At 67.8% G+C, this 13017-nt stretch carries 16 protein-coding genes; 11 read left to right on the top strand and 5 right to left on the bottom strand.

The features are described from left to right. The first annotated feature begins 213 nt into the window (after positions 1-213). The 7 genes from HPA01S_RS09120 to fliR all read left to right on the top strand — a co-directional run bounded on the left by HPA01S_RS09120 (position 214) and on the right by fliR (position 4669). Positions 214-786 (top strand): flagellar basal body-associated FliL family protein, encoded by a 573-nt coding sequence (locus tag HPA01S_RS09120; protein WP_066269094.1) that lies wholly within the window; start codon positions 214-216, stop codon positions 784-786. Between the two features lie 16 nt (positions 787-802). Beyond that, positions 803-1807: a flagellar motor switch protein FliM gene (gene fliM, locus HPA01S_RS09115; RefSeq protein ID WP_066269092.1), complete on the top strand. Its 1005-nt coding sequence runs from the start codon at positions 803-805 to the stop codon at positions 1805-1807. Then, entirely contained in the window at positions 1797-2228 is a 432-nt protein-coding gene (gene fliN, locus HPA01S_RS09110) for a flagellar motor switch protein FliN (RefSeq protein WP_066269090.1), read from the top strand. Before fliM ends, fliN begins: the two co-directional genes overlap by 11 nt. Positions 2229-2360: 132 nt before the next feature. After that, entirely contained in the window at positions 2361-2726 is a 366-nt protein-coding gene (locus HPA01S_RS09105) for a FliO/MopB family protein (RefSeq protein ID WP_084360572.1), read from the top strand. Beyond that, positions 2713-3480, top strand: coding sequence for a flagellar type III secretion system pore protein FliP (gene fliP / locus HPA01S_RS09100; RefSeq protein ID WP_084360571.1), 768 nt, complete (start codon positions 2713-2715; stop codon positions 3478-3480). The genes HPA01S_RS09105 and fliP overlap by 14 nt, the downstream gene beginning before the upstream one ends. Positions 3481-3526: 46 nt before the next feature. Then, on the top strand, positions 3527-3796 hold the full coding sequence (gene fliQ, locus HPA01S_RS09095; RefSeq protein ID WP_066269085.1) for a flagellar biosynthesis protein FliQ: 270 nt from the start codon (positions 3527-3529) through the stop codon (positions 3794-3796). Between the two features lie 105 nt (positions 3797-3901). Beyond that, positions 3902-4669 (top strand): flagellar biosynthetic protein FliR, encoded by a 768-nt coding sequence (fliR, locus tag HPA01S_RS09090; protein WP_066269082.1) that lies wholly within the window; start codon positions 3902-3904, stop codon positions 4667-4669. On the opposite strand, the gene HPA01S_RS09085 is transcribed toward fliR, so the two are convergent. Beyond that, positions 4656-5624, bottom strand: a complete 969-nt coding sequence (locus HPA01S_RS09085) for a LysR family transcriptional regulator (RefSeq protein WP_066269079.1) — start codon at positions 5622-5624, stop codon at positions 4656-4658. The genes fliR and HPA01S_RS09085 overlap by 14 nt on opposite strands. Positions 5625-5721: 97 nt before the next feature. On the opposite strand from HPA01S_RS09085, the gene HPA01S_RS09080 reads away from it, so the two are divergent. Further along, positions 5722-6978: an MFS transporter gene (locus HPA01S_RS09080; RefSeq protein ID WP_066269077.1), complete on the top strand. Its 1257-nt coding sequence runs from the start codon at positions 5722-5724 to the stop codon at positions 6976-6978. Between the two features lie 4 nt (positions 6979-6982). Here HPA01S_RS09080 and HPA01S_RS09075 read toward each other — a convergent pair whose 3' ends face one another. Further along, positions 6983-8149, bottom strand: a complete 1167-nt coding sequence (locus HPA01S_RS09075) for a mandelate racemase/muconate lactonizing enzyme family protein (protein WP_066269076.1) — start codon at positions 8147-8149, stop codon at positions 6983-6985. A gap of 105 nt (positions 8150-8254) precedes the next feature. Between HPA01S_RS09075 and HPA01S_RS09070 the strand changes: the two genes are divergently transcribed. Continuing rightward, positions 8255-9157, top strand: coding sequence for a LysR substrate-binding domain-containing protein (locus HPA01S_RS09070; protein WP_066269074.1), 903 nt, complete (start codon positions 8255-8257; stop codon positions 9155-9157). A gap of 4 nt (positions 9158-9161) precedes the next feature. Here the strand turns inward: HPA01S_RS09070 and HPA01S_RS09065 are convergent, their stop codons facing one another. From HPA01S_RS09065 to HPA01S_RS23045, 3 genes are read right to left on the bottom strand one after another with little or no spacing between them, the layout of a single operon-like run. Then, positions 9162-9911 carry an AAA family ATPase gene (locus tag HPA01S_RS09065; RefSeq protein ID WP_066269067.1) on the bottom strand — a complete coding sequence of 250 codons (750 nt, stop codon included), beginning with the start codon at positions 9909-9911 and terminating at the stop codon, positions 9162-9164. Further along, positions 9908-10660, bottom strand: a complete 753-nt coding sequence (locus tag HPA01S_RS09060; RefSeq protein ID WP_066269065.1) for a sulfite exporter TauE/SafE family protein — start codon at positions 10658-10660, stop codon at positions 9908-9910. The genes HPA01S_RS09065 and HPA01S_RS09060 overlap by 4 nt, the downstream gene beginning before the upstream one ends. Next, a complete protein-coding gene (locus HPA01S_RS23045) occupies positions 10657-10824 on the bottom strand; it encodes a hypothetical protein (RefSeq protein ID WP_157084944.1) in 168 nt (55 codons plus the stop codon). Before HPA01S_RS23045 ends, HPA01S_RS09060 begins: the two co-directional genes overlap by 4 nt. A 219-nt stretch (positions 10825-11043) precedes the next feature. Here HPA01S_RS23045 and HPA01S_RS23040 point away from each other — a divergent pair, with 219 nt between their 5' ends. Then, entirely contained in the window at positions 11044-11568 is a 525-nt protein-coding gene (locus HPA01S_RS23040) for an RNA polymerase sigma factor (protein ID WP_157084943.1), read from the top strand. A 116-nt stretch (positions 11569-11684) separates the two neighbouring features. Next, entirely contained in the window at positions 11685-12923 is a 1239-nt protein-coding gene (locus HPA01S_RS09050; RefSeq protein WP_066269057.1) for a FecR family protein, read from the top strand. The last annotated feature ends 94 nt before the right edge of the window (positions 12924-13017 follow it).

Below are 13017 nucleotides of genomic sequence, written 5' to 3'. Positions count from 1 at the left end.
GCGTCACCCCCCAGGGGGCGCACCTGGCGGCCCGCCGAAGCCGGTTCCGCGGGTGCCTGGAGGGCTGGCACGCACGTTGATCGGCCAGCGTCCGAAGCCCTGAATAGCCGTCTTTTCCGGCGCTTATCCGGCGAACGGCCAAGGGGGTCGCGGCCAATAATTCTTTCAACCCACACGGCTTTTCGCGTGTGGCCCGTCTGTTGAAGGAACGCCATGTCTGCTGCCGCCGCCACCGCCGATGCGCCCGAAGCGCCGAAGAAGAAAAGCAAGAAACTGCTGTTCATCGTGCTCGGCGTGGTCGTGCTCGCGCTGATCGGTGCCGCCGCCGCGCTGTTCATCCTGAAGAAGAACACCGCCGAAGACGACGACTACGAGGACGAGGGTGCTCCGGCCGCCGTGCACGCCAAGAGCCCCAAGAGCGCGCCCACCTTCCTGCCGCTGGAGAACATGGTCATCAACCTGGCCGACCCCGGTGGCAACCGCTTCATCCAGCTCGGCCTGACGCTGCAACTGCAGGACGCGGCCACCGAAACCGCCGTCAAGGCTTTCCTGCCGAGCATCCGCAGCCAGGTGCTGGTGCTGATCTCGCAGCGCACCGCGGAAGAGATGCTGCAGGTGCAGGGCAAAGAGAAGCTCGCCAGCGACATCATCGCCACCATCTCGCGCGAGATGGGTTACGCCGCGCCGGCAGCGGCGGGCGACGAAGCCGCGCCGAAACGCAGCAAGGGCAAGGCCGCCGCCAACCCGGTGCAGGCCGTGCTGTTCTCCAGCTTCATCGTTCAGTAAACCGCGGATTCAGACCATGGCCGATTCGTTTCTGTCCCAGGAAGAGATCGACGCCCTGCTCGAAGGCGTCACGGGCGAAAGCCAGAAGCTGGCGAAAGAGGAAGTGCCCACCGGCGGTGTGCGCGACTACAACCTGTCCAGCCAGGAGCGCATCGTGCGCGGGCGCATGCCCACCATGGAGATCGTCAACGAACGTTTCTCGCGCAACCTGCGCCTGGGCCTGTTCAACTTCATCCGCCGCAGCCCCGAGATTTCGGTGGGCGCGGTGCAGGTGCAGAAGTACAGCGCCTTCCTGCGCGAGCTGGTGGTGCCGACCAACTTCAACATCATGGCCATCCGCCCGCTGCGCGGCAACGGCCTGGTGGTGTGCGAACCGACGTTGCTGTTCGGCGTGATCGACAGCCTGTACGGCGGCAACGGCAAGTTCCACACCCGCATCGAAGGCCGCGACTTCTCCGCCACCGAGCAACGCGTGATCAACCGCCTGGTGGACGTGGTGGCCGAGGAATACAAGAAGGCCTGGCGCGGCGTGTACCCGATCGAGCTGGCCTACCAGCGCTCGGAGATGCAGCCCCAGTTCGCCACCATCGCCACGCCGAGCGAGATCGTGGTGTCCACCAGCTTCACGCTGGAGATTGGCGACATCTCGGGCTCGCTGCACATCTGCATGCCCTACGCCACGCTGGAGCCGATCCGCGACGTGCTGTATTCGGCCGTGCAGGGTGATGCCATCGAGGTCGACCGCCGCTGGGTCAAGCTGCTGAGCCACGAGATCCAGGCCGCCGAGGTGACCATGGTCGCCGAGCTGGCCCAGACCGAGGCCACGGTGGAACAGCTGCTGGCGATGCAGATCGGCGACTTCATCGAGCTCGATCGCACGCCTTCCATCAAGGCCCATGTGGACGGCGTGCCCGTCTTCGAATGCCAGTACGGCACCCACAAGGGAAAGTACGCGCTGCGTGTGGAACGCAACCTGCGCGGGACCGATTTGCATTGGCTGGGAGATTCGTATGTCAACTGAGACCACCAACATGAACGACGCCGTCAGCGACGATTGGGCCCAGGCCCTGGAAGAACAGTCCGCCACCGTGAGCGTGAACGACGACGGTGCGCCGGTGTTCGACTCGGCCACCGTGCCGCCCACCAGCAGCGCCGGCTCGGCCCACAACAACCCGATGCAGGACATCCAGATGGTGCTGGACATCCCTGTCCAGCTGTCGGTGGAACTGGGCCGCACCCGCGTGCCGATCAAGTACATCCTGCAGCTCGCGCAGGGCTCCATCGTCGAACTCGACGCGCTGGCCGGTGAACCGATGGACGTGCTCATCAACGGCTACCTGATCGCGCAGGGCGAGGTGGTGGTGGTGAACGACAAGTTCGGCATCCGCCTGACCGACATCGTGACGCCGTCCGAGCGCATGCGGAGAGTGAGCAGGACGTGACCGCAGGTCACGTCACCCCCCGCGCCGCCTGCGGCGTCACCCCCCTGGGAGGGGGGCGATGCCAGAGGCCCGGCAAAGCCGGTTCCTCGGCATCCCTGGATTGACATCCTCCTCTCTCCGAGAACTTTCCCCATGCTTCAAAACGCCATGCCCGCCTTGCTGCTGCTCGCCTTGATGGTGGGCCTGGCCTTTGCGCTGAAGTGGGCGCGCCGCCGCCTGCCCGGCGCGGTCGGCCACAGCGGCCCGCCGATGCAGCTGCTCTCCAGCCTCTCACTCGGTCCGCAGCAGCGGGTGGTGACGGTGCAGGTCGGCCAGGGTGACGACGCGATCTGCCTGGTGCTCGGCGTCTCGCCGGGCAGCGTCAACGCGCTGCACCACATGCAACTGCCCGCAGGCCTGCCGGATGCCGGCCAAACCATCGTCACGCCCGCGTCCAGCTTTGCGGCGCGCCTGGCCCAACTCACGCAAACGAACAAGGCCCCCCATGCGCCGCGCTGATGTTTTCAAGCGCCTGCTGATCGCAGCGCTCGCCCTGTTCGCCACCGGCGTCTGGGCGCAGGCCGCGCCCGGCGCCGCCGGCCCTTCGCTGCCGCTCATGGTTGGCCAGGGCGCGGGCAGCACCAGTTATTCGGTGCCGATCCAGACCCTGCTGTTCTTCACCGCGCTGTCCTTCCTGCCCGCCGTGCTGCTGCTCATGACGGGCTTCACCCGCATCGTCATCGTGCTCTCGCTGCTGCGCCAGGCGCTGGGCACGCAGTCGGCCCCGCCCAACCAGGTGATCGTCGGCCTGTCGCTGTTCCTCACCCTGTTCGTGATGGGCCCGACGCTGGACCGCGTGTACGCCGAGGCCTACGAACCCTATTCGCGCAACGCCATCACCTTCGAACAGGCGCTGGAAAGCGGCCAGGCGCCGATGCGCGCCTTCATGCTCAAGCAGACGCGGCAGTCCGACTTCGAGCTGTTCGCCAAGCTGGCCAAGCTGCCCAACGACGTGACGGCAGAGAACGCGCCCTTCCGCGTGCTGGTGCCGGCCTTCGTCACCAGCGAGCTCAAGACCGCGTTCCAGATCGGCTTCATGATCTTCATTCCCTTCCTGGTGATCGACATGGTGGTCGCCAGCGTGCTGATGTCGCTGGGCATGATGATGTTGTCGCCGGTGCTGGTGGCGCTGCCGTTCAAGCTCATGCTGTTCGTGCTGGCCGATGGCTGGAACCTGCTGATCGGTTCGCTCGCGGCAAGCTTCGCCACATGACGGGCACCCTCGCCGCGTTCCGATCGTTGTTTGACAAGGTGTTCTGATGGATCCGCAAGCCGCTCTCACGATGGCGCAGAACGCGCTGTTCATGCTGCTCATGGTGGCCGCACCGGTGCTGGCCACGGTGCTCGCGGTCGGCCTGCTGGTGAGCCTGTTCCAGGCCATCACGCAGATCAACGAAGCCACGCTGGCCTTCGTGCCCAAGCTGATCGCGGCCATCGCGGTGTTCGCCATCGCCGGCCCCTGGATGATGACGACCATGATCGAGTTCATCCGCAGCACGATCCTGTCCATCCCGAACTTCGCTGTATAGAGAAACACCCCCGCCGCGCTGCGCGCGCCCCCCTCCAGGGGGCGGCGCCTGGGACCGGCAAAGCCGGATCCGCGACGCCCCTGGATCAAGCCCTTCTCGCCCACGATGCCCACCTTCACCGAAGCCCAGATCATGGCGCTGGTCACGCCGGTGTTCTGGCCGTTCCTGCGCATCCTGGCGGTGTTTTCCAGCGCGCCCATTTTTTCCTCGCGCTCGGTGCCGATGCGCACACGTGTTGGCCTGGCGTTGCTGGTGGCGCTGTGTGCGCAGGCCGGCCTGCCGGATCAGCCGATGATCGCGCTCGACGACCCGGCGGCCTTCTCCGTCGTGCTGCAGCAGGTGGTGGTGGGTGTGGCCATCGGCCTGGCGGTGCGCATCGTGTTCGCTTCGGTCGAGCTGGCGGGTGAACTCATCGGCCTGCAGATGGGCCTGAACTTCGCCGGCTTCTTCGACCCTTCCACCAACTCGCAGTCCAGCACCGTGGGGCGTTTCTTCGGCAACACCACCATGCTGCTGTTCGTGGTGATGGGAGGCCACCTGATGCTGCTGCAGGCGGTCATCGCCAGCTTCAACACCTTTCCCATCGGGGGCAGCGCCTTCGAGTCGATCAACCGCCTGCAGCTGCACCAGCTGGGTGTGGTGGTGTTCCGCTACGGCCTGTGGATCGCCCTGCCCATGATCGGCATGCTGATCTTCATCAACATCGTGCTCGGCTTCATCTCGCGCATCGCGCCGCAGATGAACGCCTTCGCCATCGGCTTCCCGCTCACGCTCTCTGCCGGCCTGGTGGGCATTGCCTTCACGCTGCCGATGCTGGACACGCCGGTGGCCACGCTGATGAAGCTGGCCACCGACATCTTCACCGGCGGCTGAGGTCGGCCGTCGCCGCGTCCTGCAGCAGCAGCGGCGCGGCCTCGCGCATGATCTCCACGAACTCGCGCAGCCGCGCCGGATAAAAGCGCGCGTAGGGGTAGATGATGTACAGCGGCAGCGACGGCGCCTGCCACTGCGGCGCCAGGTGCAACAGGCGGCCCGCGGCCAGGTCGTCGGCCACCATCCAGGCCGAGACGATGCAGGCACCCAGCCCCTCCAGCGCCGCGTTGCGCGTGACGTACAGGCTGTCGGTGCTCAGGCGCGGCCGGATGCCGAACTGCCGCACCTCGCCGCTGCTGGCGTGCTTGAGCGAGACCTCGTTGCGGTAGTAGGTGCGCAGCGCCAGCCAGGGCAGCGCGGCCAGGCCATCCACGTTGCGCGGCGCCGGCTTGCCCTGCAGCACCTCGGGCGCGGCGACCACGATGCGCCGCACGTCCAGCAGTTTGATCGCCACCACCGACGGGTCCTGCACCTCGCCCACCTGCAGCGCGCAGTCGATGCCTTCGGCAATCAGGTCGTGCACGTCGTCGCGCAGCAGCCATTCCACGTCCACCTGCGGATGCCGCTGCAGGAAAGCCGCGAGTGGCCGCACGAACTGGTCCTGCCCGAAGGCGTGCGGCGCGAGCACGCGCAGGCTGCCCTTGGGCTCGTCGCTCACGCCACGCAGCTCGGCCTCGAAGGCGTCCCAGTTTTCCAGCAGCGACTTGGCGCGCTCGAAGCAGCGCTTGCCGTCTTCCGTCAGCCGCATGGCGCGGGTGGAGCGCTGCAGCAGGCGCAGGCCGAGCGAACGCTCCAGTGCCTGCAGGCGCCGGCTGACCGTGGGCTGGGTGGTATTGAGCTGGGCCGCGGCGCCCGACAGGCTGCCGGCTTCGACGATGCGCACGAAGGTCTGCATCAGGTCCAGCCGGTCTCCGGCGGGCGACACCAGCGGGGGAATGGGGTGGACGCGCTTCATGCGTTGATCGTATATCTGAAGTGCTTTTCCCTGCCCTACCGGGGTCGGATCGGGGCTGTCAGACTCGGGGCCATCGCAAAAGCACCGGGTTTTCCCCATGTCACTCATCCGCTCCACGAATACCAACACCCCCGCCGCACCCGCCACCGCCGCCGTGGGTGCGGGCCTGTCCGCCGGCCTCACCCTGCTGCTGGCCATCGGCGCCGGGCTGAGCGTGGCCTCGCTCTACTACAGCCAGCCCATGCTCGGCATGCTGGGCGACGACATCGGCGCGAGCCCGCAGCACATCGGCCTGGTGCCCACGCTGACCCTGCTCGGTTATGCGCTCGGCATCCTGTTCACCGCCCCGCTCGGCGACCGGCACGACCGGCGCCAGCTGATCCTGGTCAAGCTCGGCCTGCTGGTGCTCAGCCTGCTCGGCGCGGCGCTCGCGCCCTCCCTGCACGCCCTGCTGGCAGCCAGCCTGGCCATGGGAGTGGCGGCCTCGATGGCGCAGGACATCGTGCCCGCCGCGGCCACGCTGGCGCCCGAGGCCCGGCGCGGCCGCATCGTGGGCACGGTGATGACCGGGCTGTTGCTGGGCATCCTGCTCTCGCGCGTGGTGGCCGGCTTCACCGCCGAACACCTGGGCTGGCGCGCCGTGTTCGGTGGCGCTGCCCTGGCCACCGCGTTGCTGGGCGTGGCCCTGTGGCGCTACCTGCCGCACTTCAAGCCCAGCTCCACACTGGGCTACGGGCCCCTGCTGGGTTCGCTGTTCTCGCTGGTGCGGCAACACGGCGCGCTGCGCCGCGCCGCCCTGGCCCAGGGCCTGCTGGCAGTGGGCTTCAGCGCCGTCTGGTCGACGCTGGCGATCTGGCTGCACGGCGAACCCTTCCACCTCGGCGCTTCCGCTGCCGGTGCCTTTGGCCTGGCGGGTGCGGCAGGGGCGCTGGCCGCGCCGCTGGTCGGCCGCCTGGCCGACCGCCACGGCCCGCACGCCATCACGCTGCTGGGGGCGGGCATTGCCGCGCTGTCGTTCGCGGCCATGGCCGCCACCCCGGCGCTGCCGCGCGATCTGCAACTGGCCTGGCTGGTGTTCACCGTGCTGGCCTTCGACCTCGGCTTCCAGGCCGCCCTGGTATCGCACCAGACGCTGATCTACGGCATCGACCCGGCCGCGCGCAGCCGGCTCAACGCGGTGCTGTTCGTGGCCATGTTCGCCGGCATGGCGCTGGGCGCGGCCCTGGGCAGCCAGTTGCTGGCCTGGGGCGGCTGGCTGGCGGTGGGCCTGCTGGCCACCGCGGCCTCGCTGCTGGCGTTGCTGGTGCGGGCCTGGCCTGCAGCGCGGGCCGTGTCGCGCCAACGCAGCGTTTGATGGCTCAGGCCGAGAGCGCCTGCATCTCGCGGAACAGGTCGGCCTTGCCTTCGAAGCCGATGCCAGGCAGATCGGGCAGCGTGACGAAGCTGTTCTCGACCTTCACGCCATCGGGGAAACCGCCGAAGGGCTGGAACAGGTCGGGATAACTCTCGTTGCCGCCCAGGCCCAGGCCGGCGGCGATGTTGAGCGACATCTGGTGGCCGCCGTGCGGGATGCAGCGGCTGGCCGACCAGCCGTGTTCCTTCAGCATGTCCAGCGTCTTGAGGTACTCGACCAGGCCGTAGCTCAGCGCGCAGTCGAACTGCAGCCAGTCGCGGTCGGGGCGCATGCCGCCGTAGCGGATCAGGTTGCGCGCGTCCTGCATCGAGAACAGGTTTTCGCCGGTCGCCATCGGGTTCTTGTAGTAGCTGCGCAGCGTGGCCTGCAGTTCAAAGTCCAGCGGGTCGCCGGCTTCTTCGTACCAGAACAGGTCGTACTGCGACAAGGCCTTGGCGTAGGCGATGGAGGTGTCGAGGTCGAAGCGGCCGTTGGCGTCCACGCAGAGCTTCTGGCCGTCCTGCAGCACTTCCATGACGGCGTCGATGCGGCGCAGGTCTTCGTCCAGCGAGGCGCCGCCGATCTTCTTCTTCACCACCGTGTAGCCGCGGTCGATGTAGCTGCGCATCTCGTCCTGCAGCTTCTTGTAGTCCTGCCCGGGGTAGTAATAGCCGCCGGCGGCGTAGACGAAGATCTTGCGGTTGGGCTGGCCGTTGCCGTAGCGGTCGGCCAGCAGCTGGAACAGTGGCTGGCCTTCGATCTTGGCCACCGCGTCCCACACCGCCATGTCGATGGTGCCCATGGCCACCGAGCGTTCACCGTGGCCGCCGGGCTTCTCGTTGGTGAACATGCAGTTCCACACCTTGTGCGGATCGATGTTGTTGCCGGTGTCGTCGAGCAGCGAGGCCGGGTCGGCTTCGAGCACACGCGGCACGAAGCGCTCCTGCATGAGCTTGCCCTGTCCGTAGCGGCCGTTCGAGTTGAAACCGTAGCCCACCACCGGCTTGCCGTCGCGGATCACGTCGGTGATCACCGCGACCAGGCTCAGGGTCATTTTGCTAAAGTCAATGTAGGCATTGCGGATGGGCGAACTGATGGGCAGGGTCTTCTCACGAATCTCGACGATCTTCACGGCGGGGCTCCAGGGGGTGTTTCTGAGGAGCCCGAATGGTCGCGGTGATCGGCGCTGCCGGCCAATGCTCTTTTTCGCTGCTTCCATGCACTGTACGAACCGCCCATGAACTTCATCTGGCTCGAAGACTTCAAAGCCCTCGCGGCCACCGGCAATTTCTCGCGCGCCGCCGAAGAGCGCCACAGCTCACAACCGGCCTTCAGCCGCCGCATCCGCGCGCTGGAGGAATGGGTAGGCACCGAGCTGTTCGACCGCAGCTCACAACCCGCGCGGCTGACCGAGGTGGGCGAATGGTTCTCGGGCATCGCGCAGGAACTCATCACACGCGTGGAGCGCGTGCCCGGCGATGCGCGGCGGATGGCCGAAGCGAGTTCGGTCACGCTGCGTTTCGCGTCCACGCACGCGCTCTCGTTCACCTTCCTGCCACGCTGGTTGCGCGGGCTCGAATCGCAGACCACGCTGGGGCCGGTGCAGCTGGTGTCCGACGTGTTGCAGCGTTGCGAGGCCCTGATGCTGCAAGGCCAGGTGCAGTTCGTGCTGAGCCATGCCCACCACCAGGCACAGGGTGCGCTGGACGCCGAGCCCTACCGCTCCGCCCGCATCGGCGAGGACGTGTTGATTCCGGTCTCGGCACCGGACGCGCTGGGCCAGCCCCGGCACCCGCTCGGCGGCACGGACCGGGCGGCGGTGCCGGTGCTCAGGTACTCCGAAGAGTCGGGCCTGGGCCGCATCCTGCGCGCGGTGCTGGAACGCCGGCTCGAAGCCTTCCCGGTGCAGCACGTGTTCACAGCCCACCTCGCTTCGGTGCTGCGCACCATGGTGCTCGATGGCCGCGGCCTGGCCTGGCTGCCGCAGTCCCTGGTGCAGGAAGACCTGGACCAGCACCGCCTGGTGAACGCGGCCGGCAGCGAGTGGCAGGTGCCGCTGGAGATCCGCCTCTACCGCGCGCACGAGGTGCTGGGCCGCGCCGCCGACGCCTTCTGGAAAAGCGCCACCGGCGTGGCCTGAGCCCTCAGGGTTTCAGCAGGTCACGCAGCATGCGCTCGGGGTGGGCGAGAAAGTCTCGCGTCACGCGCACATGCTCGGTGTCTTCGTAGGCCACCGGCGCCACACCGTCGGCACTGCACTGGTAGATCAGCGCGTCGGGGTAGGCCATCAGCAGCGGCGAGTGCGTGGCAATGACGAACTGCGAACCGTCGCGCACCAGGTCGTGGATGCGCGAGAGCACGGCCAGCTGGCGCTGCGGCGACAGCGCGGCCTCGGGTTCGTCCAGGATGTACAGGCCCTGCCCACCAAAACGCTCGGTGAGCAGGGTGAGGAAGGATTCACCGTGCGACTGTTCGTGCAGCGAGTGCCCGCCGTAAGCGTCGATGACCGGTGCATCAAACGACGGCTCGGCGTCGAGGCGTTCGATCTCGGTCGCCACGTTGAAGAAACTCTCGGCGCGCAGGAAGAAGCCGGTGCGTGGCCGCTTGTAGCCCTTGGCCAGGCGCAGGTACTCGTGCAGCTCGGAGTGCGAGCGCCGGGTGGCGAAGTTGAAGTTCTTGCTGCCGCCTTCGGCGTTGAAACCCAACGCCACCGCCATCGCCTCCAGCAAGGTGGATTTGCCGGAGCCGTTCTCGCCGATGAAGTAGGTGATCTTGGGATGGAAATCCAGCTGCTCCAGCGAGCGCACCGCCGGCAGCTTGAACGGATAGCGCTCGAAGGATTCGACGCGGTCGCGCCGCAGCGTCAGGCGCTGCAGGAACTGCGCCGAGATCATGTGGCGGCCAGCAAACGCGGCACGGCCGAGACGAGCATGGTGAGGCCCGACAGGCTGAGCAAGCTCAATACCAGCTTGCGGAAAGCAGCTTCGCTCAGGCCCACGTACAGGCGCCCACCGATCAGCGAGGGCACCAGCAGCGCCACCGCCACCAGCGGCAACAAGGGCCACATCTCGCGCGTGACCGCGCCGGCGAGCACATAACCCAGCATGGTGAAGGCCAGCGCCGCGAGGTTGAAGTTCTGGATCACGGCGCGCTGTTCGTCTTTGGCCATGCCGCGCAGCGTGCACCACAGCGTGGGCACGACGCCGGTGAAGCCACCAATACCCCCCATGAAACCGCCAATGGCACCGGCCACACCATCGCCCATTCGCCCCGCGCGAGACAGCTTGGGCAGCCGGGCCGAGAACAACATGATCGGGCAGAACACCACCAGCACCGTCCCCAGCACCAGGCGGAACAGATCGGCATTCAGGTGCGGCAACACCGCGATGCCGAGCGGAATGCCGACCGCACCACCGAGCAGGAACGGCGCCAGCGTGCCGAGGTGAAAGGCACGCCGGCTGCTGACCGCCGCCACCACCTGCCCGGTCAAGGAGCCGAACACCGCCATCACCGCCGCCACGCTGGGCTCGATGCCCCAGACCCAGAACGACATGGCGACCATGCCGAAGGCAAAACCCGACAGGCCCTGCACGAAACCGGCGACAGCGGCACCGAGCACCAGCAACCAGAGATCGGGCGTCACCGCGCACCCCCGACCTGGCGTGCGCAGCGGTGCTCAACCAGGGTGCCGGCTGCGAGTGGCGCAGGGCCGCGCGCCGCATGGGCGGCCAGCGCCTGCTGAACGAACAGGGTTGCGGCCTGGGCAGTGTCCGCATCCACACGCGCAAGGGCGTTGGTCTGGCTCATGGGAGTCCTTTGAAGGGTGGCACGCGGCGCGGGCAAACGGGCCCTATCTTAGTGACGCCGGGATGGCCGGTTGCAGGCCATGCCAATGAGATTTATTCGCATTGCGCGGTTTACAATGCCGGCCGTCCCGTCCACCCCGCGCTTCAGATCCAGCCGCCGCCACATCTCAGCCCAACGACGGATTCTTTTGGCTCCTTTGGCTTTCTGGCTGGACACATCGTGCACGAGCGGTACTACGACGAGTTGTTGCGCTTCTTCGCCCATTCGGTGAAAGACGTGCACGAAGCACAAGACCTCACACAACAGACCATCCAGCGCGTGCTGGAACGCCGCTACGCGGGTGGTGAGGTCGACAACGTGCGCGCCCTGTTGTACGAGGTGGCGCGCAACCTGCTGATCGACCGCCACCGCCAGTTGCAGTTGCGCCGCCATGAAAGCGATGCCGTGCTGCTCGAACACGCGGCGCCCGCGGCCTGCGAGCCCGAGGTGGTGTACGCGGGGCAACAGCGTGTGCAGTTGCTGGTCAGCACCATCGAGGCCCTGCCACCGCGCTGCCGCCAGGCGTTCATCCTGCACAAGATCGAAGGCCTGCCACAGGCTGAGGTGGCGCACACGATGGGCGTGAGCCTCAACATGGTGGAGCGGCACATCATGCTGGCGGTGGCCACCTGCCGCAAGGCGCTGGGCGGCATGCCCGAGGCCAGGCGTGTGGCGCAGCCGGCCACCGGCGACCCGGTGGACTGATTCCGCGCGCCCGGTGCAGGGCGTTTTTTTGCGCCCGCCACATCAGGTTGTCCGGCCGCCATCCGTCTTCCCTTTCAGAAGCCCGTCCGCACACAAGCCCGACAATACGCACCGCCATGACCGACCGCCACCTCCCGCCCTCCCAGCCGCCGCTCGCGGCGGCCGGTGCCGCGCGCGGCGCACGGCGGGATGCGGACAGCGCGTTGCCGGAAGCGGGCGACGACGGCGCGTCGGCGCTCGACGAACTGTCGGCGGTGGAACTGGCGGCGCTGCACTGGTCGGTGCGCGCATCCGACGGCCTCTCTGAATCCGAGCAGGCCGAGCTGCAGGCCTGGCTGCAGGCCGCCCCCGAACACCGCGCGGCCTACGACGACATGGCCGGCGTGTTCGACGCGGTGCAAGCGATCCCGCCGGCCGGCACGGCCCGGCTGCGCACCACGCTGGCCATCGACAGCGCGCAGCAGTCTTCGGCGCGTGACATGGCGGCACAACAGCAGCGCCCCGTCACCACACCCCCTGCACCAGCCGATACCCAAACCGACACCGACACCCACACCGAAGTCGTCGCCCCAGCCCGCCGCAGCGGCCTGCTGCGCCGCGCGTTGCCGCAGGCCCTGGCCGCCGTGGTGGCGCTGGGCGTGCTGGGCGGCGGCTGGTTCGGCTGGGCGCATTGGCAGGCCCAGCCGGTCTACAGCCAGCAGTTCGCCACCCAGCGCGGCCAGCAGATGGAAGCGCGCCTGCCCGACGGCAGCCGCCTGCAGATGGACGCCTCCACCCAGGCCGAGGTGACGCTGTACCGCCAGCGCCGCGAGGTGGTGATGCCCGAGGGCCAGGTGGTGTTCCAGGTACAGGGCGACCGCGACCGCCCCTTCGACGTGCTCGCGGGCGGCGCCCGCATCACCGCCCTGGGCACCCGCTTTTCGGTGCGCTACACACCTTCGCTCGGCCAGCAGGCGGTGCAGGTCGCGGTGATGGAAGGCCAGGTGCGCGTGGCGCCGGCGCTGGGCGGTGAGCGGCCCGAAGACGTGATCGAGCTGCACGCCGGCCACAGCGTGAGTGCCGACGAAAACGGCCAGGCCGGCGAGGTGAAGGCGGTGAGCGCCGATGCCATGGCGCCCTGGCTGAGCCAGCGCCTGAGTTTCGAGAACACCGAGCTGGCCGATGTGCTGGCCGAGCTCGGGCGCTACGCCGATCTGCCGCTCAGCATCGGCGACGCGGCCACCGGCGCGCTGCCGGTGACCGCCAGCGTGGACCTGCGCAACATCGGCAGCTTCGTGCGCAGCCTGCCGCAGGTGCTGCCGGTGCGGCTGCACAAACGCGACGGCTTCACCGAGATCGTCGGCCTGCGCGGCTGAGATTTTTTTGCACTTTTCGTACCCGACACATCAGGGTTGCGCGCCCTGATCCGTCCTCCAGACGAGGGCATCTTTTTTCGATGCCCATTTCATT

It is taken from the genome of Hydrogenophaga palleronii NBRC 102513, from assembly GCF_001571225.1.
Classification (GTDB): domain Bacteria; phylum Pseudomonadota; class Gammaproteobacteria; order Burkholderiales; family Burkholderiaceae_C; genus Hydrogenophaga; species Hydrogenophaga palleronii.
Note: the sequence above shows the minus strand (reverse complement) of the source record. Positions and strands in the feature narration are given on the sequence as shown.

Excerpts from the sequence above, each read along its gene's own strand:
- HPA01S_RS09120 (WP_066269094.1), top strand. The coding sequence starts at position 214 with ATGTCTGCTGCCGCCGCCACCGCCGATGCGCCCGAAGCGCCGAAGAAG.
- fliM (WP_066269092.1), top strand. The coding sequence starts at position 803 with ATGGCCGATTCGTTTCTGTCCCAGGAAGAGATCGACGCCCTGCTCGAA.
- fliN (WP_066269090.1), top strand. The coding sequence starts at position 1,797 with ATGTCAACTGAGACCACCAACATGAACGACGCCGTCAGCGACGATTGG.
- HPA01S_RS09105 (WP_084360572.1), top strand. The coding sequence starts at position 2,361 with ATGCTTCAAAACGCCATGCCCGCCTTGCTGCTGCTCGCCTTGATGGTG.
- fliP (WP_084360571.1), top strand. The coding sequence starts at position 2,713 with ATGCGCCGCGCTGATGTTTTCAAGCGCCTGCTGATCGCAGCGCTCGCC.
- fliQ (WP_066269085.1), top strand. The coding sequence starts at position 3,527 with ATGGATCCGCAAGCCGCTCTCACGATGGCGCAGAACGCGCTGTTCATG.
- fliR (WP_066269082.1), top strand. The coding sequence starts at position 3,902 with ATGCCCACCTTCACCGAAGCCCAGATCATGGCGCTGGTCACGCCGGTG.
- HPA01S_RS09085 (WP_066269079.1), bottom strand. The coding sequence starts at position 5,624 with ATGAAGCGCGTCCACCCCATTCCCCCGCTGGTGTCGCCCGCCGGAGAC.
- HPA01S_RS09080 (WP_066269077.1), top strand. The coding sequence starts at position 5,722 with ATGTCACTCATCCGCTCCACGAATACCAACACCCCCGCCGCACCCGCC.
- HPA01S_RS09070 (WP_066269074.1), top strand. The coding sequence starts at position 8,255 with ATGAACTTCATCTGGCTCGAAGACTTCAAAGCCCTCGCGGCCACCGGC.
- HPA01S_RS09065 (WP_066269067.1), bottom strand. The coding sequence starts at position 9,911 with ATGATCTCGGCGCAGTTCCTGCAGCGCCTGACGCTGCGGCGCGACCGC.
- HPA01S_RS23045 (WP_157084944.1), bottom strand. The coding sequence starts at position 10,824 with ATGAGCCAGACCAACGCCCTTGCGCGTGTGGATGCGGACACTGCCCAG.
- HPA01S_RS09050 (WP_066269057.1), top strand. The coding sequence starts at position 11,685 with ATGACCGACCGCCACCTCCCGCCCTCCCAGCCGCCGCTCGCGGCGGCC.